This window comes from Mucilaginibacter aquatilis, assembly GCF_009755275.1.
Classification (GTDB): Bacteria; Bacteroidota; Bacteroidia; order Sphingobacteriales; family Sphingobacteriaceae; genus Mucilaginibacter; species Mucilaginibacter aquatilis.
Genome location: NZ_WQLA01000004.1, coordinates 133,884 through 158,340 on the forward strand (window position 1 = coordinate 133,884; position 24,457 = coordinate 158,340).

The following is a 24,457-nucleotide window of genomic DNA, read 5'->3' on the forward strand; positions in this document are numbered from 1 at the left end:
TTAGGAATTAAAAGGACATATTTAATCCGAAATTGACAATCTTGGTGGTTGGGATAACCGTAGCGGCATAATTGTACGTACCACCTACTATGTTATTCTCAGGGTCTACACCGTAAAATTTGGTCCAGGTGAGAAGATTTTGTCCGCTCACAATTAGTGTAAGATTGGTAAGCTTTAAACGATTTAATACCTTTTTGGGGAATGTATAAGCTAGTTGTATGTTACGCAGCTTTATATATGATGCATCCTGCAAAAAGTAGTCGTTCAGTGTTTCGTTCGGGTTTGGTGCCAGTCCGGGTCTCATGGCCGGCCATGTTGGATTTGGATTTGTAGGCGTCCAGCGGCCCAACATAGGTTTGTAGTACTGATTTAAACCACCACCGTAGAAAATAACGTTTGAGCTTACATTGTCAACAGCATTAAACTGTACCGATAGCTGAAACCCTTTATATCCTGCCTGCAGGTTTAAACCGGCGTTGTATTCAGGAATGTTAGGATGCCCTATTGGTAACTGATCTAAACTTGTTATTTGTCCGTCACCGTTAATGTCCGCATATTTTAAGTCGCCGGGAATTGATTTAACACTGGTTAAGTTATTAACCGGACTGTTGTCAATATCTGCCTGGTTAGCATAATAGCCCAATACATGATAGCCAAAGTAAGTACCAATTGGCGTTCCTGTGCTTCTTAAGTTTGGTATTTGGCCCGGTGCCTCATCCAAAACCTTACGGGTGTTGCGGGCAAACATTAAGTTACCTGATACTGAGTAGGTGAATTTATGATCGCGGTTTTGATACATGGCCGAAAGCTCATAACCATGGTTCTTATTTACACCATAGTTGGTGTTTGGAACTGTTGCTCCGTAGGTGCCAAAACTGGTATTGTTACGGCTTATAAGTATGTCAGACCTACGATCGTCAAATACATCGGCAGTAAAGTTTATCTTATCTTTCAGCAACGATATATCCAAACCAAGATTTCTTTTTACAGAAATTTCAAAGCTAACCATAGGGTTGCCGTATTGGGTTTGGGTATAAGTTGGCGCACTGAAAACGCTGCTTGGGTTACCAAATGGCACAGATGTTCCGGCCCCAAAGTTATCCTGGTAATAGAAGCGACCAGTGCCCGGGCTTGGGATACCTACCCTACCTACCGAACCGCGTACTTTCAGCAACGTTAACCAATCAAACTTTTTCATGAATTCTTCATTGGCAATGTTATAACCAATAGTTGCAGCCGGGAAGAAACCATAACGGTAACCCGCGGCATAGTTTTCTGAACCGTTGTAAGTAGCGTTAGCCGTTAAGAAATATTTACTGGCGTAGTTGTAAGTAACCTGAGAAATTATACCCTGGTTAGCAAACGGAGCGCTTGCGTTTACAGAGCTTTGTAACTCGCGCTGTCCAATTACGTTTGCGCTTACTGCATGTTCGCCAAACGAGCGGTTGTAGTTTAAAAACAATTGCAGGTTAGTTTTGGTAAAACCGGTACGCGTGTAAGCCGGTGCACCTAAAAAGTCATTGTATGACGTTGAATAAGGTGTAATTGCCAATGTATTACGGTTCAACTCGTAATAACCCACGCTACCGCGCTGCAACTTTCCGGTATTAAAAGTGGCATCGTAGCCAAACTGGGCCTTGAATGATAGGCCCTTTGTTACAAAGTCAAGCTTTTGATTAAAAGTAAATATACTTTCCGAAACGTTGATATCGGTAAATGCATAACCATTGTAAGTAAGGAATGCATAAGGGTTAACGCTATTTGTACCCAGCAAACTCATGTTTACAATATGGTTGTAAGTGTTATCAAGCGTTATAATACGCGGGTCGGATGAGTTTGTGTACTGCGGGAAAAATGGCAATCCCCATGACGCAATTTTTAAAGATCTGCCAACCAAACCCTCAATACCATTACTAACAACACCCGATGGATCATTAAACTCACTCATACCGGCAGGGCTGTAACGGTGCTCATTACGCCCGGCAAGGTTAACCTCGAAGTTTGTTGAGCTGGTAATATCAAAGTTTACACGCGCCCTGAAATTATAACGGGTATAGCTTGGAGTGGTGCTGTAATTAAGCGGTGTTTTAAATTTTTTGAAGTTACCATCCTCAAACTGATGTCCGAATGAGGTGAAGTATTTGATTTTTTGAGTACCACCCGATACAGTAAGGTTTTGCTGGTTTTGAGACCAAGAATTACGTACCAGCTCCGAGTACCAGTCAACATCAGGGTAAAGTAACGGATCGCCTGTTTTGTCTTTAAATTTTTGCAAGTCGGCGTCGCTAAAGGTGCGGGTTTCACCCACATTTATTTGTCCTTCGGTATAAACCAATGCACTTTCATAAGCCCTCAATATTTCAGGGCGTGCCGTTGGACTAACAATGCCTGTGTTAGCTGTAAATGTAACTTTTGCAGGCCCTTCCTTGCCACGTTTTGTTGTTATTACAAATACGCCGTTGGCGCCTTTCAAACCATACAGAGCTGTTGAAGCTGCATCTTTAAGTACGTTGATGCTTTCAATTTCGTTGGGGTCAATATCGCCAAAGCTTGTACGCTCAACACCATCAACAATAATAAGAGCTGTAGCTGTTGGAGATACACGGCCACGTATGTACAAGTTCGCTGAGTTAAAACCCGGACGGCCCTGTGATTGTTGCACAATTAGCCCCGGAACCACACCTGCTAAGGATTGGGTTACGTTGGTTACCGGCGATTTCAATATTTCTTTACCTGATACCGTACTAATCGCGGCCGTAACATCACTTCTTCGTTGCGATGTATAACCGTTCACAACTACTTCGGTAAGTGAGTTTTGCTTTGATGTAAGTGTAATGCTTAACTGCAGAGTGTTGCCTACGGTAACCTGCTTATCATCAAAACCAATACTGGTTATCAATAACACAGTCCCTTTGCCCGCATTAATGCTAAACTGACCGGTTGCATCAGTTTGGGTACCTGTGTTTGTTCCTCTTATTTTCACATTGGCTCCTACTATGGGCTGTCCGCTTTCATCCTTTACAGTGCCCTTAATAGGTGCTGCGGCCTGAAAAAATGCGGTGGAATTAAAGGCAGTTTTACTTGACGGCAAGTTTCCTGCCATCACTTGTTCGTTAGCGCAAAGCAGCAAAGCTATGGCCGATGTGATAGCCGATGCCCGCATGGTTAGCAAGTTGCGTGTACGCTTAAATTGATTTGGGTACATTTTCTTATCATAAGTTTAAATTGGTTAATAGACTAACCGGTTGCGCTACGCGCAACTCAGGTTTGCTGCGTAACGTTAGTAAACACAGCAGCGGTAAATAATTTTTGCTTTACCTAACCGTTAAGCCTCATTATATGCTTTACAAAGCGTCAGGCTTTAAAAGAAAAGTGTGGGATAAGCAAGGACTCGTATCCCTGAGAGTTCGATGTAAAGATTTTACCATAATTAAAGGTTGTTTGGTTTTTAAATGATTAATTGGTGAAGCAAATTTGTTAAGTAATTGCTCATTCGTAGCCCCATAAATCAACCATTTAGGGGGTACTTTTTCGTCAAACCATACAAAAACGCTTTTTTTTGCCGCCTTTGTAACGTTATCACTCTCCAGCTGTATGTTGCTTCAACTTGCATTTTATTAAAGGCTATTACACGTCAGCTCGCGAACTTAAAACAGGCAACAGCATATTACCAAATGAAATTTCAGTTAAAGCTGATGCCGTATTGATTATCAGCACAGTTTTAATACTTGCTCAAATTATAGCACTTATATGATGGATTTACCCCCCCTGTAATTGGCTTAATGATGACAAATTGCTGCTCTCAAATTAATCTGTTTTTATGAACCTATCGAAGAGGACAAAACGACAATCTATTTTCATTTTATTTACAGCAGGCCTGCTACTGGGCAGTATAAAAAGTTCTTACGCTCAAGCAAACACTTTTAAGCCCGGAGCCATATGGCCCGATGATAAGGGTACTCATATAAACGCTCACGGCGGTGGCGTACTGTACCAAAACGGAACCTATTATTGGTTTGGAGAACATAAAATTGAGGGTGATGCCGGCAATGTTGCCCATGTAGGGGTGCATGCATACTCTTCAAAAGATTTGTACAATTGGAAAGACGAAGGGATAGCACTTAAAGTATCTGACGACAAAACGAGTGATATTGCTAAAGGCTGTATTTTGGAACGCCCGAAAGTGGTATACAACCCTAAAACCAAAAAGTATGTGATGTGGTTCCATCTTGAGCTGCTTGGCAAAGGTTATGAAGCTGCCCGCACCGGTGTTGCCGTTGCCGATAGGGTTACTGGCCCGTTTAAATTTGTACGCAGCTACCGCCCAAATGCTGGTTATATGCCTTACTATCCGGCAGGCACTTTACAATCTGCTCAGATAAACAAACTTAACCCGGCTAACAGGAGTGATAGTATTTTTATGCGCGACTTTCCTGGCGGACAAATGGCGCGTGATATGACCATTTTTGTAGATGACGATGGAAAAGCTTATCATATTTTTTCATCTGAGGAAAATAACACTTTACATTTAGCCGAACTAAGTGATGACTTTACGGCACATACCGGCAAATTTATACGCATTTATATAGGACAGCAAACTGAAGCTCCTGCCCTCTTCAAAAACAACGGTAAATACTACATGATAGGTTCGGGTTGTACAGGTTGGGCTCCTAACCCGGCTCGTTGGTTCTCGGCCAATTCAATATGGGGTCCGTGGAAGTTTGAAGGTAATCCATGTGTGGGTGCCGGAGCACAGAAAACCTTTGGCGGTCAAAGCACGCATGTTTTGCCTGTTGAAGGTAAAAAAAATGCTTTTATCTTCATGGCCGATAAATGGGCGCCTAAAAATGCTATAGATGGTCGTCATTTATGGTTACCTATCACATTTAAAGGCAACAATATTGAAATTAAATGGCTTGATGAATGGGGCCTTGATTACTTTGACAAACAAGCCGCACAAAACCAATCAAACGATAAGAGTAAGTAATGCTTAAATACATTATTCCTGTTTTATTTACAGCCTTTTACGGTGTGACGCAATCCTCGGCGCAAATCGTTAAGCCAGACACTCTTGGTGGATACAAATTAGTTTGGGCCGATGAATTTAATTACAAGGGAGCACCCGATAGCAGCAACTGGAGTTATGAGCGGGGCTTTGAACGTAATGAAGAGGCCCAATGGTACCAGCCGGAAAATGCCTGGTGCGAAAATGGCTTGCTTATAATTGAAGCAAGACGCGAAACGAAAACTAACCCTAACTATACACCAGGTAGTGATGAGTGGCGCAAAAACAGGGAGCAAGCTTACTACACCTCGTCAAGCATAAAAACACGCCGCAAACAATCATGGCAATATGGGCGCTTTGTAATGCGTGGCAAAATTGACATCAGTAATGGTATGTGGCCTGCATGGTGGACGCTTGGCAATAAGGGTCGCTGGCCCGCGACAGGCGAAATTGACATTATGGAATTCTACCGTAAAAAATTGCTGGCTAACATGGTTTGTTTAGGCGAAAACAACAAAGATGAATGGGCCAGCCAAACCCGTAATATTGATTCACTGGGTGGTAAAAACTGGGCATCCCGCTTCCATATATGGAGAATGGACTGGGATGAGAAAACCATTGCCTTATATGTTGATGATATGCTGATGCTCAATGTTGATGTTGACAAGATGGTTAATAAAGACGGCACAGGTATTAATCCCTTTAGGCAACCGCACTATATGCTGCTAAATTTGGCCATTGGTGGTCAGCAGGGAGGAGATCCTTCAAACACAACGTTTCCAAAACGCTTTGAGGTAGACTATGTAAGGATTTATCAAAAATCGAAGTAAGAAATTAATTATAAACACAACTTAATACACCCTACATGAAATTTTCAAAAACGGGACTTATTCTAACATTATTCACCGTTACAGGATTGCAGGCCTTTTCGCAAAAAACTACCTCTGGAAAGAGCAAGGCAGAACAGGTAGTAAAAGATATGCAACGCGTTGCCGACTGGCAAATTAATAAATGGAACACTGACGGTTATAAATATCCAAAAGTTGACTGGACTTTGGGCGCTTGCTATACCGGCATATTTGCACTAGGTAACTTACCTGGTAATGAAAGATATTTGGACGTATTGATAAAAATTGGGGAGGATAATAAATGGAACACAGGAAAACGGCGCTTTTATGCCGATGATTATTGCGTTGCTCAAACGTATTCACAATTATACCTGCGGTATAAAGAGCCTAAAATGATTGCTCCTTTCAGGGCTCTTGCTGATAGTATTGCCGCGCAACCACACACCGAGCCACTTAACTGGAAAAACAACATCGCCATGCGTGAGTGGGCTTGGTGCGACGCTTTATTTATGGGCCCGCCGGCGCTAAGCTACCTAACGTTAGCCACAGGTGATCAAAAATACACCAATACGGCTATAAAACTATGGTGGAAAACTACTGAGTTTTTGTATGATCCTGCTGAGAAGCTGTACTTCCGTGATGAAACTTATTTAAATAAAAAGGAACAGAACGGACAGAAAGTATTTTGGTCTAGAGGAAATGGCTGGGTTTTGGCTGGTTTGGTACGCTTGCTGGAGGGTACGCCTGCTAAACATCCTGACCGTAAAAAGCTTGAGAAGCTTTACAAAGACATGGCAGGCCGTATTGTATCATTACAACAGCCTGATGGAAGTTGGCACGCCTCGTTGCTTGACCCTGCAAGCTATCCAATTAAAGAAATGAGCGGTACAGGCTTTTACTGCTATGCTTTGGCTTGGGGTGTTAATCATGGCTTGCTAAACAAAAAAGCTTATTGGCCGGCTGTTGAAAAGGCATGGGCTGCACTTACATCATCTGTTCATGAAAACGGAATGCTGGGATACGTTCAACCCATTGGTGCAAGCCCAGATAAAGTTGATGCAAGCAGCACAGAAGTATATGGCGTAGGTGCCTTTTTACTAAGCGGAAGCGAGATATATAAATACAACACTAAATAATATCACACAACCTATCACTTACACAATTAAGCCCCTTGGTTACTAAACAAGGGGCTTTTACATTGCTGTATATTTTGTTTAAAGGTTTACTTTAACCTTCTTTTTAAATACTTTACGATTGCGCTTTGCAAAGTCTGACGGTGTCATTTCAAACAGCTTAACAAACTGTAGCCTAAAGTATTTAGCGTTATTAAAGCCTGTCTCAAAGGCTACCTCATTAATATTATACTCCGTATTGATGAGCAGTTCTGCCGCCTTACGCAGCTTTATGAGGCGTATAAAACCATTGATAGTATAGCCAGACATTGACTTCACTTTACGATACAGATTTGAATGGCTCATACCTATTTCAGATGCAAGTACTTTGATGCTGAAGTTAGGGTTAGTGATGTGCTTTTCAACAATAGTTATGCACTTCTGTAAAAAGTCTTTGTACTCTTCTGATATGGCAATATTATTTGATTGCAAGGTAACCTCGTTATAGAAGTAGCTGCGCAGGTTATTACGCGTATTTAACAAATTGGCAACACGTGCTAACAGAAGCTCCTTCTCAAATGGCTTGCTTATGTAATCATCAGCACCGCAATCCAAGCCCTTCAGTTTATTTTCCGAAGATGAGCTTGCCGTTAATAGGATTACCGGTATGTAGCTGAGTGCTACGTCTTGTCGCAACCAGTCGCACCATTCAATACCTGTCATACCTGACATCATCACGTCACAAAGTACAAGGTCTGGCAATTTATCTTTCACCATAATCATGGCTTCCTCGCCGCTTGCAGCCTCGTAAACGATGTACTGGGGACTAAATACCGATTTTATATAGCTACGTATCTCTGCATCATCGTCAATGGTAAGTATAGCTTTTCGGTCTGTAAAAATATTTTCAGCTTTAAATTCCTCTCCCGTCAGAGATTCAGCTTCCACTATCGGTTCCTCCCCTACTAATTCATTTATGAATGTGGCTTCTTGTTGGTGTGGTGTTACTATGAGTTCAGGAGAAAAATGATTTTTGCCTTTGAGTAAGGAAAGCGTAAAAGTAGTGCCCTGGTCAATTCTACTTGTATATGTCAGGTTACCATGATGTTCATCAGCAAATTGCCTGGCGAGATACAAACCAATACCAAAACCTGCTTTCACGGGGCGCCCGTCAGTACGCGACTGGTAATACTTCTCAAACAAGCGTTCGCCTTCCCTTTCAGGAATACCGCAGCCCGTATCAGCAACCTTTACTTCTATGCCTTCAGTATTCTCAAAAATACCTATTGATACATTTCCGGCAGGCGGTGTAAATTTAATGGCATTTGATATAAGGTTAAATAATATTATCTCCAGCTTTTCACTATCCGCGTAGATCATTAATTCCGTGTCTTCACTAGCCAAAAACTCATATTCTAACCCTGCAGATTTTGCTTGTTGCTTAAAGCATAAAAATACCTCGTGACATAAACGATAAATGTTTACAGGTGCAACCCTTAATTGTACAGTACCTGAATCGGCCTTACGGAAAAGCAGTAACTGGTCAACTAAACTAAGTAAGCGTCTGGCATTGCGATAGACAATGTTTAAACCCTTATCATTGGCATCAAGCCGCAGCATATCACGAATAGGATTTATAATCAACGATATTGGGGTACGAAATTCATGCGATATACTGGTAAAAAACTCCAGTCGCTTTTCGTTAATTTCCCGCTCCTTCTCCTGCAATATCTTTTGTTTTTTAGCATCGGCTACGGCAAGCTTAACTTCATATTTTAACCGCGTTTGCTTTATACGGTATGAAATAAATATGTAAACTAACGATGCAAAAATTGCAGCATACAATAAATACGCCCACCAGGTGAGGTACCAAGGCGGTAAAACAATCAGATGAATGGAGACTTGTTTTTTTACCCAACGCCCGTCGCGGTTTGTACAATTAACTTTAAAGGTATATGTACCAGGAGCTAAGTTTGTATAGGTGGCACTGCGCACATTTCCGGCGTTTATCCAGCCACGGTCCCAGCCTTCCATTTTATACCGATAATTGATACGTTCGGCATAAGGATAGTCAATTGCGGTAAAATCAAAGGTAAAAATAGCCTTGTCATAAGGCACTTTCAATTCTGTTGCTTCGTTACTGGTGCGCTTGGTTATATACTGCGGCGATTGTGCAATAGGCTGATTATTTACCTTTAACCCCGCGAGTACAATATTAGGATCAGAACGAGTTTGGGATATATTTTCGGGATGGAACACTGACAACCCTTTTATACTCCCAAAAGCAAGCTCACCTGAGCTAAGCGCTAAAGAAGCGTTAAAATTAAACTCATTAGTTGGCAAGCCATCAGCCTGCGAATAAGTACTAAACTTTTGCTTTATAACGTTGAAGCTCGACAACCCGTTATAAGTACTTATCCAAAGATTTCCATTCTTATCTTCCTGAATGTTTAGCACATGATTATTTCCCAAGCCATCATCAGTCGTATATTTTCTTACTATTTGTTTGTTTTTCCTGTCAAACTGAATCAAACCCGCCTCAGTTCCTACCCATAAATTACCTTTACCATCTTCAAAAATTGAGCGCACAGGTTTACCTATTTTATAACGCTCGTACTTTTTATTCAGTAAATCAACTTTTATCAAATCAGTCCAGTCTCCTGCCCAGTATTGCCCCGCTTTGTCAGCTTTTAAAACCAGTAAATCGCGCAGGTTTTCATCGTATAAATCAAACCGGTTAGCTTGAGCGTTAAAAAGGTATAATCCATTTTGTATCGAACCCGCCCATAGTCGACCCTGCTTGTCACTCTCCAATAGCCAAAAGGTTGAAGAGCGCTTATTGTGCGGGTTAGTACCATAATATTTTTGAAAGCGGCCGGTGCTGCTTATGTACTTGCCAATTCCGCCATCGTAAGACGCTACCCATATGTTGCCGTTAACATCTTTTTTAATGCTTGTTATAAAGTTACCAGGTAAAGAGCTTTCATCATTTGCATTATGCGTGTAATTGGTAAAATGGTTAGAGGAGCGGTCCCATATGCTCAATCCACCACCATCAGTTCCAATCCATAACCTTTGAGGTGTTTCCTCAAGTAGCGACAGCACAAAATTGTTAACCAGACTGTTTGATTGGAATGCTATATTTGAAACGTTTTTGAAATTTGCGATGTGCGGGTCGAGAATATTAATACCGCCCCGTAACGTTCCTATCCACTTACGCATTTCTTTATCGCAGTATAAAGCGGCAACCGCGTTACTGGTTAACGAGTGCGAGCCGTTACCACTGGTAAGATAAGTGAAATGAGCCGTTTGCGTGTTTAGAATATTGATGCCTCCACCATCTGTTGATACCCACAACTCGTTAGGTCCGCTCTTAATGATTGCGGTGAAGCGTTGGGAAGTTAGCTGACCGGAGCCAACGCGGTATTGCTGATCAAGTTTATTAATGCTTGTGTTAAAACGGCTTAATCCGGCAGAATTTGCAATCCAAAGCAACTTACCATCAAACAGCATACAGTAGGCAGAACGTATGCTTGCATTCACTAACGTGAGTTTTTGCTTTTTGATGTCAAATGTACAAAGACCCAAATTTTCAATAATAAGCCACAGCTTCTGATCACTCCCTATAGTTAGCGATGATATGTTGTACCTGGTTGTAGATGGCAACTTAATCAAGCGCCCGGGATTCTTGCCATTGTTTGAGAATAAAACAAGTCCCTTATGCTCGGCCGAGACGAATACGTTGCCCAAGGCATCGGCTTTAATCTCTTTTATATTGCCTGTAACCGGCGCTAAAGTTTCCCCATCAATATACTTCGCAGTCCCAAACCTCCCTGATGCAGGGTTATAAATACTTAAACCTTGCTGAGTACCAATCCAAAGGTGGTACTGTGCATCCTCGGCAATGGTATTAACCCAGTTATGTATTAGTGTGCTTGCATCTCCGGCGCGGCTTCTGAAAACTTTAAATTCATAACCGTCGTAACGATTTAAACCATCATAGGTTCCAAACCACATAAAACCATTATGATCTTGAAATATGCTGCGTACCGCACTGTTTGATAGGCCATTTTCAATACCGAGGTAATTTATAACCGGCTTTTGTTGCGCAATGGCACTAAAAATCAAAAAATAAAAGCTGCTTATTAAAAACGCGCATCTCAAAACATTCAATAGCCTCATACACAAAACCCGAAAGTATTATAATTGGTTGGCGCAGTGTTAACAGCAAACCGCCATGATTGCTCATGACGGTGCGTATTTTAATAATTAAGCTTGGTTTACAACACTGAACGTAATGCCAATATATGAAATTGTTTGCCGTCGAATGCACATTAAATGCATTTTTTGAATGATGCTGCAGGCTGCCAGTTAATTATAACCATTAAGCTTTACGGGCATCAATGTTGGGAATGTCCAGGCGTAATCATGCTTGGAATACATGATTGGACGGTGCGGCGCAATATAGGCTTCAAAATTATCATTAGGATAAATATAGTGCATGGCTTCAAGCAGGTTAACCGGCCAAAATCCTACCGAAGTATAGGTATTACTGGTAACCGGGTTTTTAAACCATATCCACTCTTCAGGATGTTGATTGTAGTATAGCAATCTTTCTAAAGCCTTTTTTACCGATGAGCCATCTTTTTCAAGCGTGAACAAATTGTCTCCCGTGGTATTATATATTACCCACATAGAAGCGGTAAGCGGAGCGAGTGAAAAGTAGGTATACCATATGCCGTTACCCTGACGTTTAACCTCTTCAACCATATGACCATCCGGCGCTATTTTATTAAACAAATCGGCTTTAATCATCTCAGTAGTTTTTTTAATGTCGGCCACATCGCCAATAAAACAATCACCTAAAACGGTTGCCAGTCTTGACCAATCTCCCGAATTATTATTGCGATACCTGATGCTGTGTGCGGCTTTTATAAAAACATTTTTTACCCAGTTAGTAAACAATGCCTTATCATCTGCTTTCCACCCTGAATATGGCTTAAGTAGTTCTGCTGCCATAAGCATAGCCGAACCTGAATAGCTCATCACCAATGATCCGTCAAGTTCTGAGTAAGCCTTATTGGTAGTTGCCCAGCTACTGAGAAAATATAGTGCCTTTTCGGCATATACCTTTTTATTGGTAAACTGCCAGGCTAACGCACAACTGTACGCGCTGAAAGCATCAACCTGTAAAGCCAAAGACTTTGATTGGTGCTCTGCTTTCTGCTGATAATAGCCCGGAACTCTAAAATCTTCAACTGCATGGTTATTAACCAGCAAGGCACTATCAGCTTTTTGAATAAGTTGTTTGAAAGCCGAAAGATAAGGCTCCTTTTTAGCCTTAATTTGCTTTCTTACAAAATCGAGCTGTGCCTTAGGATGCATACCTGAAGGTTGCTCCGTAGCAAAACTCTGCATGGCAAAAACGATGAGCGTTAACATCAAAGTCCTTTTAATTAGACCGCGTAAAAAATTAATCTTCATAATGAGGAATGGTATAAATGAAAGCCTTTGTAAGGGCTTTTATAATAGGTTCTCAAAACTAAACAACGTAAAAGCATTTGCCTAACCCGTCACTGCTTTTGCCGAATTTGTAGGCCCTAGTTGATGAGTTTGCACACCATAGGGCTTTGCAGGAGATACTAAATGCTATCGGATGGGTCATATTATCCTATTTGAATACTTGAGCTAACAACGCACAGTGCTTTTCATAAAAGTATAATACGCTTTAAAATATTTCAACAGCAACATCAAGGCTAATTTATTCAAACTATATCACTGAGGTGTGGTTTACTATGAACGTTTAATTTGTTTACTGCATTAATGCCTTTATATCTTAACGGCAAGTAAATGTAAAACTCAAATATATGCTCAACCTAAAAACAATTACCGTTATTATAGCACTTGCTATGATTCAAGCATGCTCTACCAAGCCTCCCAAAAGCGCAAAGCCCGAAATCAAACCAGCAGTTCGTGATACCAGCCTAACCAATAAAGAAATTGTAAAAAAGCGCCATGAGGGCGATTTTGCATTTGTTAAATATATTGACGACGGCGACTATTCTCAATTGATAGCAAGTGAGGATAAGTCGTCACGGAGCTTCATTAATGACGCAGACACCACCCGTAGCCTAAACCGTGGCGACTTAGTTAAAATTACCTGGAAAGATGGAACCATTACCATGGCGGGCGATGATGATGCTGAGGTGCCTGCTAAGTTGCTTATTGCAGTAGCGAAGACAGGAGATGGTCCCGTATCAAAGTTCAGAAAGTTGTATCCAAAAAAAATAAAGTATACCTGGGCTACAACAGAAGATTACACCTCGTCTTACCTTGACCGGCTTTACTTATCAGCAGAATATTATTTAGCAACTACACAAAATCCATTACTAAGGCAGGCTATTAGCAATAAGCAGGATATAACCTACTCTATCGAGCCGCAGGAAAAAAATGGAAAAAGCTATACCATGCTAGGCATTGCACCTGTTGGGCCAAACGGTAGCAACGTTGTGCAGTGGCTTTACATTGGAGATGAAGATGATAAACTTTATGAATATGATTTAGCAAATGACCATCTGGTTGAATACAAATAGTGTCATTCTATACCTATCATCCATATAAAACACCAATAAGATGAATAGAGTTATTAGTTTATATTGGTTACTGAGCTTAGTTACAAGTTTATTAATTTTTATAGTATACAGGTTTTCTATTTCTAATATAAATACGCACGGTGAAGGGTTTCTATCATCCGTTTTAGACATTTTGGACATAGTTCTGAACCTTGGTTATTCGGCAGTTTTATTGACTGTAATGTTGCTTTCTTCATTTGTTATTCTACTTAATAAACTCAACTCAATCAGGGAAAACCGCAAACTCTCATTGCTTACTTTTTGTGGTGCACCCCTCATATTGGTTATTATATTAATTGCTGTTTATTTTAAAGATTTTCGTGATCATAACAGTGGCATTCTGATGCGTCTTTTATGCTTTTCAGTCATCAACTTAATAACGTCTTTTTTGCTCTTTGTATCCTTTAAAAGATCAATTATGAAGAAGTCGAGATATACAAATCTTTAAATGCTACCTAAACTAATAGAAATGTTTAATATCAATCATCAGTCATCCCCAGGCAAGAAGAAAAGCCAAAGTCACAATCTGCAATGCAAAACTTTTGAATTGACCACTACATGCCTTATTGTTATTTGCCTGGTTTTTACATCTTGCAACAACAACGGCAAACCCTCCGCTCCAAAACAAACCGGCAATATAAAAAACATTAACAAGGCTACAGATACCGTAGTGTCTGAACCAAAATCAAATGCCAACAATAAAGACTCCGTTGAAGTTGTGGACGAAAAAGACATTTTATTAAATGGGAAACTGAAAAGGTACTTTTCAGTAATGGATTTTAAGGCAAATTTTGGAGAGCCAGACAGTTCAAAACTTTTAAGCGATGTAGAGCCCTGCACTTCCATATTTGAAGAGGCAGATGGCTCGGTTAATCCGCAAGCAAAATACTTGTATAAGAATGGTTCGAGATTCGAAAATTCAGGCAATAAGGTTGCCATTGATGAAATAAGCTTCGATGGTGGAGATCATATATTATATAAAGGACATTTACTCAACAAGTCAACAACCATGGGCGATATAAAAAGACTGTTTCCTAACGCCATAAAACATATTAGTGAAATGGACGTGTTTGGCGAGGGGAAATTACAGGTTATACAATTGCGTGAAGATTACAACAATGTATCTGACGGACATGTGAAGATATTTTTCAAGAACGGTAAACTACATCTCTTGCACTGGTGGTTTCCCTGCTAAAATCAAATGTATGTCCACTATTTAAAATTGAAAATTGTGAAGATTCATAAAATTAACATAACCAAATTGCTTTTAATTGTAACACTGCTTTTCAGCGTAGGTTATGCGAAGACATTTAAGCTGATGTCTAAGAATGAAACCAAGCCATTTGAATTAAGCATCCACTGTTCAAATGATGGTAAAGCTGCATTTGTTCAATACAATAAGCAAGCTGGGTACTTAGCGTTAAGACTGGAAAAATTCACCAAAAGCGTTTTAACAAATTCAAACAAGCAACCCGAAGGCTATTATTACGAGTGGAGTGAATTGGCAGGAGACAAAACAACAGGAACATATGGAGTGGTTGAACAATCAGGTCGGGTAAGCAGCGCCTGGTATTTGCGAGGTAAAGACGGCAAAAAATTTGAATTGCTGGCTGACCAGCAAACGGAAGGTGATAACGAGCCTCAAAAACTCCTATTACATGGTATTATTATTTCCTTTACTACCAACAGTTTAGACGAGACATTTCAATTTAAATATCCTACCGGTAAGTTAATTACAACCGGCTTTGGATCATTAGACTCTCCCAATGCTATCCGATCTGCATACGTTAAAGATTACAATTTCGACGGTTATGATGATATCGCATTTTCGTTACCTGATGCAGGCATGGGGGTTTATCATACTTTTAACATATTCCTTTACAACCCGTCAACAAAAAACTTTAAACCACTGAAGGAACCAACTGATGCGCGTGCTAAATGTAATTGTTTATGCGATGTAACCTTAAATGAAAAACAAAAATTACTCTATACGTCTTGCCGTGGTGGTGCACGTTGGTGGCAGGATGTTTATCGTATAAGCAAAGACAACAAATTGACGTACCTAAGGTCAGCCGAGAAGCGCTAGACATCTGTCCTTTCAATCACTACTTACACCTCAACTACTTGTCAATAATGAAAATTACCTCAAAATTTACATTACACACCGTCGCAATTTGCTTGATGTTTTTGTTTTCATGCAGCAAAAACGAGCATACCGGTTATGTATATGAAAAAGAAACAAAACGCCCATTGCAGGGTGTGACTGTGAGCTACAATAACAAACAGGTGCAAACTGACGCTAAAGGATACTTCAGTTTAATTGCCGAGGGTGATGTAAACGGCACTTTATACTTTTATAAAAATGGATATACAGCAGATACCATTGGAACAATAACTCCCCACTCGGGTAAAGTAATGGAAAGTACATTCAAAAATAGCAGCGATACGATATATTTATCAAAAGCACCTGTTATAAAAAAGACTATCGATGCAAAAATTGAATGGCCAATTACATCCGGCCGCTTTACTAAGTTCTACAAAAAAGACAACGATACGCATGACTACAGTTTGGTTGTTCCGGAAGGCTTTACTCTTACTCCAAACACGAGCAACGAGCTGCAAGTAAAAGAAAGCCCATATGGTTATCAAATGAAAAATGACACCCGGTACATAACAGCATCTCAATTTCAAATGGCTGGTGTAAATTATAAAATGGTGATTTATTCGGTAAAGGGTGAAAACGATACGGAGATTATTAATATACAGTTGAATAGCTATGATAAAATGGGAAACCAGTTAGATGCTTTATTATTGGATAGCAGGTTCACTTTTGAAGTCATTTTTTACAGAGACTTCGTGATTGAACAAAACGGTAGGGTTACTATTAATTCACATAGCCAAGATCAGTTTACGTATAATGAGCAGGGCGATATTACGGGTTCTCTAACTAACGCCCCTGTCGAAACGTCTACTGTTATTTACCAACTTAAACCCAATGGCATATTTACAAAGACTACGGGTAATGATTAACGGTTCATACATATCATATAATCAACATGGCATTAGGCCTGGATATCAATTTTGTGAGCGTTAGCTACAAATCATTGTTCACAAACTTAATCACGAAGTAAGTGTTCCCTAACAAATTGACAGTCGATGAAATTTTTATTATATATATTACTGATAACTGCTGTATTTACCGGCTTTGGTTGCAAAAAGAAAAACAAAGAAGAACCAGCTCCTATTGCCAACACAACTCCCGAAAAAACTATCAAGATAACTTATGAAGTAAATAGTTCGGTAGCCGCTTTCGATAATGAGGCGTACAATAAACTAATGTTTACTGCAGCTGAAGGCAGCTACCTTTTTGATACCTTTAAAGGAACCACCTGGAAAAAAGAAGTAAACATTATTGATAACGGCAAGAGTTCAATAGGCCTGCATGTTGACATGCTCCTTAACGGCGACAAAGCAACGGCTATAGGAAAGATATATATTAATGATGAGCTTAAAGTGACTTCAAACAGCACATCACCTTATTACTCAAACGGCCGTACACAAACGCTGCTTGATGTAAAGTATAGATAAATAAATCACTGTTACAACAGCTACCTCTTTTTGTACAACACATTGAAAACTCCTATACTGCCAACGTAAAATTTGGCTTAGTAAGTAACTAGATAGATGTTTATACATCAAATTCACTCCTTTATCTTATTAAATTCACTTTTTTAATATAAACATCTTAAATTAGGTGTTTCTATTTATCTACCAAACGAAAACATGCCGGGCTGCTAAAAGTTAAAAGAGAAAGTGTCGATGATAGTTTTAAAAGGTCCTTCGTGGTGGATATTCGCAAGGTCAGTTTTCGAAAATTTAAATTGGATACAACAAGCCAGCCATGATAGTGCTGCTGTAGACTTGATTACATCCTTTAAGCAGGGAGATGAGAATGCCTTTAAAATGGTTTTCGAGCAAAACGTTGGCAAAATGTATGCGTTTGCCTTCAAAATGTTAAAAAGCAGGGAGCAAGCCGAAGAAATAGTACATGATGCTTTTTTAAACGCCTGGAATAATCGTGATAAGATTAATGCCTCACTTCCTATAACACCTTATATATATACTATTACTAAACGTCTTGCGCTGAATTCGCTACGTCAAACCGCCAGTTCACAAAAAGCAGTTGACGAATTGTGGAAACAGGTTGATGATAGCACAAATCTTACTGAGGAAGCTATACTTTTTAATGATCTTCAAAGAATTACTGAAACTAAAGTTGCGTTGCTTCCTGCGCAGCAGCAACAAATATTCAGAATGAGCCGTGAAGACGGTTTAAGCCACGACGAAATCGCTACAAAATTAAACTTGTCAAAAAATACTGTACGAAATCACTTATTTCTTGCCCTAAAATCGCTTCGAGAGCATTTAAACGAACCATATATTGTGTTTTTACTCGGTTTTTTAAAAAACATTGAAAAGTTTTCAAGTTTTTTTCACTTTCCATTGGTACATCATTAGGTTTGATGTGTAATGTCATTATTAAGGGTGTGTTAACATCCTGTAATTATAATGACAAGCAAACAAATAAATTCTCTTTTACGCAGCTATGCTGATGGTACTATATCAAAGGAAGACTTTGATATACTTATAAGTCATTTCAAGCTAACTGGCAATGATGCCGAAATTTTGGCTGCGATGGATGATATATGGCATAGCCTGAATGCTTATGAGTTTTCAGCACCGGAAGATGTTAAGAAAAGTATTTTCAAACGTTTAACACAGCAAACATCCGGGAAGAACAACCTTAAAATAAAACAGCTAAAACCATGGTATCGTTATGCAGCTGCTGTGTTAGTTGTTGCGGCGGGTGCGGCAATATACCTCGCAACTCAGTCGCCGGCAAATCAATCAATAGCCAAACGCTATAAGAACGATGTAAAGCCAGGCTTTGAGCAGGCAACTTTGACTTTGGCAAACGGCAAGGTGGTAAATCTATCACAGGCAAACAACCAAGGCACCATACAAGAGCACGGCGTAATTATAAAGAAAGGTGCAGACGGCACCCTGTTATACCATTATAAAGCAGACCCAGCATCTTCAAATACCGACACATCACACAACACCATAAAAACGCCGCGTGGCGGCCAGTTTCAGGTAGTTCTGTCTGATGGGAGCCACGTATGGCTGAACACAGCATCATCATTAACATTTCCGGTGAAATTCAATGAGCAAAATCGTACGGTTAAGCTTACGGGTGAGGCTTATTTTGAAGTTGCCAAAAACGCCAAAAGTCCGTTTTTAGTAATTACTGATAAACAACAGGTCAAAGTACTTGGAACTCATTTTGACATCAACGCATACGCAGATGAACCGGTTACTAAAACCACTTTACTTGAGGGAAAAGTAAGTGTAGTTACCGCTCAAAAATCAACAACTATAAGTCCGGGTGAGCAAGCCGTTTTTGCCAATGGCAACGTTAGCGTAAAGACTGCCGATTTGGAAGAAGCCATGGCCTGGAAAAACGGCTTATTTTTATACAACCAGCAAAGCCTTGAAAATATAATGCGCCAGGTATCAAGGTGGTACAACGTTGATGTGGTGTATGAAGACCAGGACGTAAGAAAACAACTTTTTAGCGGTGCATTATCACGCTTTAAAAATATCTCAGAAATGCTTGAGGTACTCGAAACAACAGGATCTGTACACTTTAAAATTGAGGGAAGGAGAGTTACTGTTATGCAATAGTTTTTATCTAGCCAATAAACACTATAAAAAATAACCGGGAATGCGCCAACATCCCCGGTCAATTAAATATCAGTGTTTAGCCAAGACGTATTCACACATTCAACTAAAACGCTAATAAACAAATGTAATGAAATTTCAAGATCTTATTAGATCAGGGCATTCAGCCTGCAATAATCTCTCAGTCATTCGCATAGTGAAACTCACCATATTTTTGATGACAACCTTTTTCATCCAAGTCAGCGCGGCTGGCTTTGCTCAAAAGGTCACATTCGTTAAGCAAAACGCTTCGTTTAAAGAATTGTTTACAGAAATTAGAAAACAAACCGGATATAATGTTTTCTGGCAGGACAGCAAGGTTAACGAACAGCAAAAAATTAACGTTGCTTTTAAAGGAGAAACACTGCAAAAGGTACTCGATCAAACGCTTCCACCCTATTCACTTACTTATAAAATTGTAAATAAAACTGTTGTTATTCAACAGCAGCAAAAAACCTTGATTGATAAGGTGGTTAGCTATTTTAGCAGCGTTAACGTTACCGGCAAGGTGCTTGACGCAGAAAGTGGCAAACCGGTGCCAAACGTTACCGTAAACCTGAAAAACACAACGCAACGCGTTTACACGAACGAAAACGGCACATTTAACTTCAGAAACTTGCCCGACGATGCTATACTCGTATTCTCTTACATAGGCTATACTACACAAGAGGTTGCAGCGTCAGACGTAATGGTTGTGCGACTCATGTTGACCACGCAAAAACTTGATGACGTCATTGTTTCAAACGGATATCAGCAGGTAAGAAAGGGTAGCACTACAGGCTCAAGCGCTGTTTTAACTGCTAAAGACATTGAAACCACACCAAGCATAAGCTTAATTGAACGACTTGAAGGTAAAGTACCGGGTGTTAGATTTGACGTACGTAACAACACTATACAAATAAGAGGAACAAACGGCATAAGCATGACCGAAAACTTATCGCCATTATTAATTATTGACGGTTTTCCTGCAACTAATCAAAACTTGGTTAACGTATCAAACAACGTTATTGAAGGTAATCCTAGAAACGTAAACCAGCCCGCTACAGCCGGGAATGCTATCTTAAATAACATCAATCCAAATGATATAGAGAGCATTACCTTTCTTAAGGATGCTGCGGCAGCTTCAATATGGGGTTCTAAGGCAGCTAATGGCGTAATTGTTATTACAACTAAAAGAGGCAAGCAAGGTGCACCAAGCATTGATTATAGCATGACGCTAAGCACAGCACAATCACCTGACTTGTCAAAGTTGAATGCCATGAACAGTCAGCAATACATTGACCTGGAACGCGAGATGTTTGACAAAGGCTTTTTTACCGATCCAACACTGAGTTACCGTTACGGCCCTATCAGTGAGGCTCAGGAGTGGATGTTTAGGGTGAAGAGAGGCAAAGCAACCGCTGCGCAGCGTGACTCGGCGTTAAGTGTTCTCGGTAATCGCTCAAATGCTGATCAACTAAAAAAATATTTACTGCAAAAAGCCGCAACTCAGCAACACAACTTATCTATATCTGGTGGTGGCGCAAATAACACCTACTACCTGGCGGCAAATTACTCCAAAGATGTGCCAATTTTTAAGAGCAACTACGGTGAAACATTTTCACTCACCTCTAACCTTACTAACGATTTTTGGAACAAGAGGATATTAGTTGCTACCAACATCAATTTTATCAGCACCAAAAGCCAGGTTAATAACGCTTCTTCAGCCGCATTAAGCCAGGGACCATTTGGTTTTGCGCCTTACGAAATGATAGTTGATGCCAATGGAAATCCAATAAGCAAACCTATTATGTTTACTCAGCGTGTATCAGACAGTCTTGCACGTATAGGCTACATGCCATGGACTTATAATCCTATTGATGAGCTTAACTACAATAACACCATTTTGTTGAAAAACTCTCTCAGAGTCAGCAATTCAATCAGAGGTATCATAACATCATGGTTAAATGTGAATGTATCAGGCCAATTTCAACGTCAGTTTGCAAACCAGGATTACTTGCAAAATCAAAACAGTTACTTAACACGCAACCTGATTAACACAGGCACTGTACTTAACGCTACCACCCGCTTACCAAGCTACGGTGTACCTGTAGGCGGCGTTTATAAAACCAGCAACGGTACTACTGATGAATACAGCTTACGCGCACAGTTCAACATTAACAAAAACTGGACTGACCATCACTTTGATATGCTGGGCGGCGCCGAGATAAGGCAAACCAAATATAAAGGCGGTACGCAAACACGCTATGGTTATAATGAAGATACCGGTACGTCTGTTGTTGTAAACCCAACAATTAATTATCCAACTATTTTTGGCTATTCAACCAATCTGGGCTATTTGGATGGAACCATCTTTGCAAATAGGGTAAGATACCTGTCTTACTTCTCCCTGGCTACTTATTCATATAAAAACAAGTATTATGCCAGTGGTAGCGTACGCTTTGATGATTATACTAATCAAGGACTTTCCCGCAAACTACGCGCCACTCCGCTTTATTCAGCCGGGTTACGCTGGAATGTAAAGCGCGAAAATTTTTTATCAAATATTAGCTGGCTTAGCGGGTTAACTCTTCGCGCAACAATAGGTACAGGTGGAAGCATTCCTAACAGCGGTTATTCTTTTGCTACTGTAACACTGTACCCTAACGATTCCTATACGCTTTTACCAACAGCAGGTATCTCCGGTCCGGCTAACTCGCGGTTAACATGGGAAACAACCCGCACTTTTAATGAAGGCATCGATGCTGATTTCTTCAACGGCAGATTAGCGTTATCTATGGATATCTATCAGAAAAGGAATTATAACCTCTTTGTTTCTCTACCCTACAATTCAACTTACGGTTTTTCAAATTTGACATACAATGCGGGCGACGCTAAGGGCCGCGGTATTGAGTTTAACTTAACCGGGCAACCCATTATGACTAATAAGTGGAACTGGACGTCATCTTTCAATTTTTCATACACAGAAAATACAGTAACTGATTCGCGATTTAAACCAACTTTCGCCACCGCAGGCGGAAAAGTATCAACGCAAGGTTTTCCAACAGATAACATTTTTGTGTACAAATGGGCAGGCCTTGACAATAAAGGACAATCAAGAATTTACGGAGCCGATGGTACTATATTGAATGTATCAGGTTCACGCAGTCCAAACATTAATGACCTTACTTATGGTGGTCGCACAACACCCCCGTATTTTGGTGGGTGGACAAACACTGTAAGATATCAAAACCTAAGCCTTATCGTAAGAGCTACTTATAATTTAGGGCATAAAGTTATGCTTACTGATATAACCGGTGCTACTTATCCAACCGGCACAAGCACCAGCGGCTACCTGCCCAATACCATCAGGCTGTTAGACAGATGGCGCAATCCGGGAGATGAAAACTTCACCAATATTCCAGGCTTAGCCGGTAATAACTTTACAAATGTTGATTATTTTGTTAACTCTGATTACAACCTGATTGACGCAGGAAATATAAGGCTGCAACAGCTATCATTGAACTACTCGCTACCGCAGACAATTCTTCGCAAGGCGCCGTTTATTAAAGCAATTAATGTTGGTGCTACAGTTAGTAATCTTGGTCTTATTTGGCGCGCCAACAAGTTAGGTGTCGATCCGGACTATCAGCGTACCGGAAACATATCAAACCTGCCACCTGCGCGTACCTATTTATTTAACCTTAACATTTCTTTATAAGATGTTTACAAAAATCATGTCTAAAGCAAGTTTAGCTATCATTGCTTGCCTGCTACTAATGGTTAGCGCATGCCGTAAGTATGTAGAGATTCCGCCAAGTCAGGTAAGGGCTTTGAAATACACAACAGATTATAGTGCGTTACTTAACTATGCATCTACCATTGAACTGGGTTATACTTACCCGGTTTATGCAGCTGATGATTTTGGCGTGGATGACCCAAGCTGGTATCCCCGTTTCTCCTATCAGCCACCAGTAAATGCATACACCTGGGCCGAACGTATTTGGGGCCCAACTGAAGAAGATGCGGATTGGAGTACGCTTTATAAAATTATGAACACCTACAATACAGTAATTACAGGTGTTGATAAAAGTGAAGGCGGCACCGATGCCCAAAAAGCTGCAATAAAAGCAAGTGCACTTGTTCATAGGGCATATGCATACTTCACTCTGGTAAATCTGTACGGCAAACAGTATGATGCAGCCACAGCTAACAGTGATTTGGGTGTGCCTTTGCTACTCACCCCTGATTTGTATGCCAGTTTAACCCGCGCAACAGTACAACGCGTTTATGAGCAGGTGAAATCTGACCTAACTGAGGCTTTGCCATTGCTGCCTGAAGTTGCCACTTTTAACGTTAACCCTTCAAAGTTGGCTGTGTACTCTTTGCTTGCACGGTATTATTTAAACACCCGTGAGTTTGGCGAAGCTAAACGTTATGCGGAGATGGCGTTAGCCTTGAGGAATACTTTGCTTGATTATAACGCTTACACAACAACATGGCCACTTAAACTTCAGAACCCTGAAGAAATGTTCTTTAAACGTACCGCTCAAACCGTTACTGTCGTTCCGCTTCAACAATCCGCTTTAAATTTATATGATACTAAAGATTTAAGGTACAGTATTTTTACAGCTCCGGCAGCAATGGTTAGAGGGTCTAATTTTGCTGTGGGCCGTGGTCTTACCAGATCGCAATATTTTTTAGAGGGCACTTACATTGGCCCGGGCGTACCCGAAATGATGCTGGTTAAAGCAGAGTGTGAAGCCCGTGCAGGAAATGCAAGTGCGGCCATGGAAATGGTTAACAACCTTCGCAAAAAGCGTTTTAAACCAACTGAATATTATGACCTTGCTGCAACTGATGCAAACAATGCACTTCGTATTGTAATTGACGAACGCGGCCGTGAATTTATGGGACGAGGTTACCGCTGGTTTGATCAGCGCCGTTTAAGTAAAGATAATGGCTTAATACAAACAGTTACGCGCAAGTTTAAAGATGCGACTTATACGCTGGCACCGGGCAGCAACCGCTACACCTTCCCTATTGCAGAAAAGTATATAGCCTTGAATCCAGAAATTACACAAAACCCGAGATAATAAT

At 40.4% G+C, this 24,457-nt stretch carries 15 protein-coding genes; 12 read left to right on the forward strand and 3 right to left on the reverse strand.

The genetic code is table 11. The features are described 5' to 3' along the window. Positions 1-7: 7 nt before the first annotated feature. Positions 8-3,205, reverse strand: coding sequence for a SusC/RagA family TonB-linked outer membrane protein (locus GO816_RS11490; protein WP_157542077.1), 3,198 nt, complete (start codon positions 3,203-3,205; stop codon positions 8-10). A gap of 615 nt (positions 3,206-3,820) precedes the next feature. Here GO816_RS11490 and GO816_RS11495 point away from each other — a divergent pair. From GO816_RS11495 to GO816_RS11505, 3 genes are read left to right on the forward strand one after another with little or no spacing between them, the layout of a single operon-like run. Then, positions 3,821-4,987 (forward strand): glycoside hydrolase family 43 protein, encoded by a 1,167-nt coding sequence (locus GO816_RS11495; protein ID WP_157542078.1) that lies wholly within the window; start codon positions 3,821-3,823, stop codon positions 4,985-4,987. After that, positions 4,987-5,835: a glycoside hydrolase family 16 protein gene (locus GO816_RS11500; protein ID WP_157542079.1), complete on the forward strand. Its 849-nt coding sequence runs from the start codon at positions 4,987-4,989 to the stop codon at positions 5,833-5,835. The genes GO816_RS11495 and GO816_RS11500 overlap by 1 nt, the downstream gene beginning before the upstream one ends. 35 nt (positions 5,836-5,870) lie before the next feature. After that, complete coding sequence (locus GO816_RS11505) at positions 5,871-6,989, forward strand: glycoside hydrolase family 88/105 protein (RefSeq protein ID WP_157542080.1); 1,119 nt, start codon at positions 5,871-5,873, stop codon at positions 6,987-6,989. 78 nt (positions 6,990-7,067) lie between these two features. Here the strand turns inward: GO816_RS11505 and GO816_RS11510 are convergent, their stop codons facing one another. Beyond that, a complete protein-coding gene (locus tag GO816_RS11510) occupies positions 7,068-11,093 on the reverse strand; it encodes a hybrid sensor histidine kinase/response regulator (RefSeq protein WP_198171501.1) in 4,026 nt (1,341 codons plus the stop codon). A gap of 243 nt (positions 11,094-11,336) precedes the next feature. Next, positions 11,337-12,449: an alginate lyase family protein gene (locus GO816_RS11515; protein ID WP_157542082.1), complete on the reverse strand. Its 1,113-nt coding sequence runs from the start codon at positions 12,447-12,449 to the stop codon at positions 11,337-11,339. 383 nt (positions 12,450-12,832) lie between these two features. On the opposite strand from GO816_RS11515, the gene GO816_RS11520 reads away from it, so the two are divergent. From GO816_RS11520 to GO816_RS11560, 9 genes are all read left to right on the forward strand, one after another. Beyond that, positions 12,833-13,558, forward strand: a complete 726-nt coding sequence (locus GO816_RS11520; protein WP_157542083.1) for a hypothetical protein — start codon at positions 12,833-12,835, stop codon at positions 13,556-13,558. Positions 13,559-14,066: 508 nt separating this feature from the next. Then, positions 14,067-14,792: a hypothetical protein gene (locus tag GO816_RS11525; RefSeq protein ID WP_157542084.1), complete on the forward strand. Its 726-nt coding sequence runs from the start codon at positions 14,067-14,069 to the stop codon at positions 14,790-14,792. Between the two features lie 123 nt (positions 14,793-14,915). Next, positions 14,916-15,683, forward strand: coding sequence for an XAC2610-related protein (locus tag GO816_RS11530; RefSeq protein WP_198171502.1), 768 nt, complete (start codon positions 14,916-14,918; stop codon positions 15,681-15,683). Between the two features lie 47 nt (positions 15,684-15,730). Further along, positions 15,731-16,627, forward strand: coding sequence for a peptidase associated/transthyretin-like domain-containing protein (locus tag GO816_RS11535; RefSeq protein ID WP_157542086.1), 897 nt, complete (start codon positions 15,731-15,733; stop codon positions 16,625-16,627). A gap of 126 nt (positions 16,628-16,753) precedes the next feature. Then, a complete protein-coding gene (locus tag GO816_RS11540; protein WP_157542087.1) occupies positions 16,754-17,185 on the forward strand; it encodes a hypothetical protein in 432 nt (143 codons plus the stop codon). Positions 17,186-17,416: 231 nt separating this feature from the next. After that, positions 17,417-18,115, forward strand: a complete 699-nt coding sequence (locus tag GO816_RS11545) for an RNA polymerase sigma factor (RefSeq protein WP_157542088.1) — start codon at positions 17,417-17,419, stop codon at positions 18,113-18,115. A 51-nt stretch (positions 18,116-18,166) separates the two neighbouring features. Continuing rightward, positions 18,167-19,342 (forward strand): FecR family protein, encoded by a 1,176-nt coding sequence (locus GO816_RS11550; RefSeq protein WP_157542089.1) that lies wholly within the window; start codon positions 18,167-18,169, stop codon positions 19,340-19,342. A 214-nt stretch (positions 19,343-19,556) separates the two neighbouring features. Next, on the forward strand, positions 19,557-23,078 hold the full coding sequence (locus GO816_RS11555; protein WP_232336559.1) for a SusC/RagA family TonB-linked outer membrane protein: 3,522 nt from the start codon (positions 19,557-19,559) through the stop codon (positions 23,076-23,078). Between the two features lie 16 nt (positions 23,079-23,094). Beyond that, the gene (locus GO816_RS11560; RefSeq protein ID WP_157542091.1) at positions 23,095-24,453 is read left to right on the forward strand and encodes a RagB/SusD family nutrient uptake outer membrane protein; all 1,359 of its coding nucleotides are present in this window, start codon (positions 23,095-23,097) and stop codon (positions 24,451-24,453) included. Positions 24,454-24,457: the final 4 nt, after the last annotated feature.

Coding starts and splice junctions, on each gene's coding strand:
- GO816_RS11490 (WP_157542077.1), bottom strand. CDS start 3,205: ATGTACCCAAATCAATTTAAGCGTACACGCAACTTGCTAACCATGCGG.
- GO816_RS11495 (WP_157542078.1), top strand. CDS start 3,821: ATGAACCTATCGAAGAGGACAAAACGACAATCTATTTTCATTTTATTT.
- GO816_RS11500 (WP_157542079.1), top strand. CDS start 4,987: ATGCTTAAATACATTATTCCTGTTTTATTTACAGCCTTTTACGGTGTG.
- GO816_RS11505 (WP_157542080.1), top strand. CDS start 5,871: ATGAAATTTTCAAAAACGGGACTTATTCTAACATTATTCACCGTTACA.
- GO816_RS11515 (WP_157542082.1), bottom strand. CDS start 12,449: ATGAAGATTAATTTTTTACGCGGTCTAATTAAAAGGACTTTGATGTTA.
- GO816_RS11520 (WP_157542083.1), top strand. CDS start 12,833: ATGCTCAACCTAAAAACAATTACCGTTATTATAGCACTTGCTATGATT.
- GO816_RS11525 (WP_157542084.1), top strand. CDS start 14,067: ATGTTTAATATCAATCATCAGTCATCCCCAGGCAAGAAGAAAAGCCAA.
- GO816_RS11530 (WP_198171502.1), top strand. CDS start 14,916: ATGTCTAAGAATGAAACCAAGCCATTTGAATTAAGCATCCACTGTTCA.
- GO816_RS11535 (WP_157542086.1), top strand. CDS start 15,731: ATGAAAATTACCTCAAAATTTACATTACACACCGTCGCAATTTGCTTG.
- GO816_RS11540 (WP_157542087.1), top strand. CDS start 16,754: ATGAAATTTTTATTATATATATTACTGATAACTGCTGTATTTACCGGC.
- GO816_RS11545 (WP_157542088.1), top strand. CDS start 17,417: ATGATAGTTTTAAAAGGTCCTTCGTGGTGGATATTCGCAAGGTCAGTT.
- GO816_RS11550 (WP_157542089.1), top strand. CDS start 18,167: ATGACAAGCAAACAAATAAATTCTCTTTTACGCAGCTATGCTGATGGT.
- GO816_RS11555 (WP_232336559.1), top strand. CDS start 19,557: ATGACAACCTTTTTCATCCAAGTCAGCGCGGCTGGCTTTGCTCAAAAG.
- GO816_RS11560 (WP_157542091.1), top strand. CDS start 23,095: ATGTCTAAAGCAAGTTTAGCTATCATTGCTTGCCTGCTACTAATGGTT.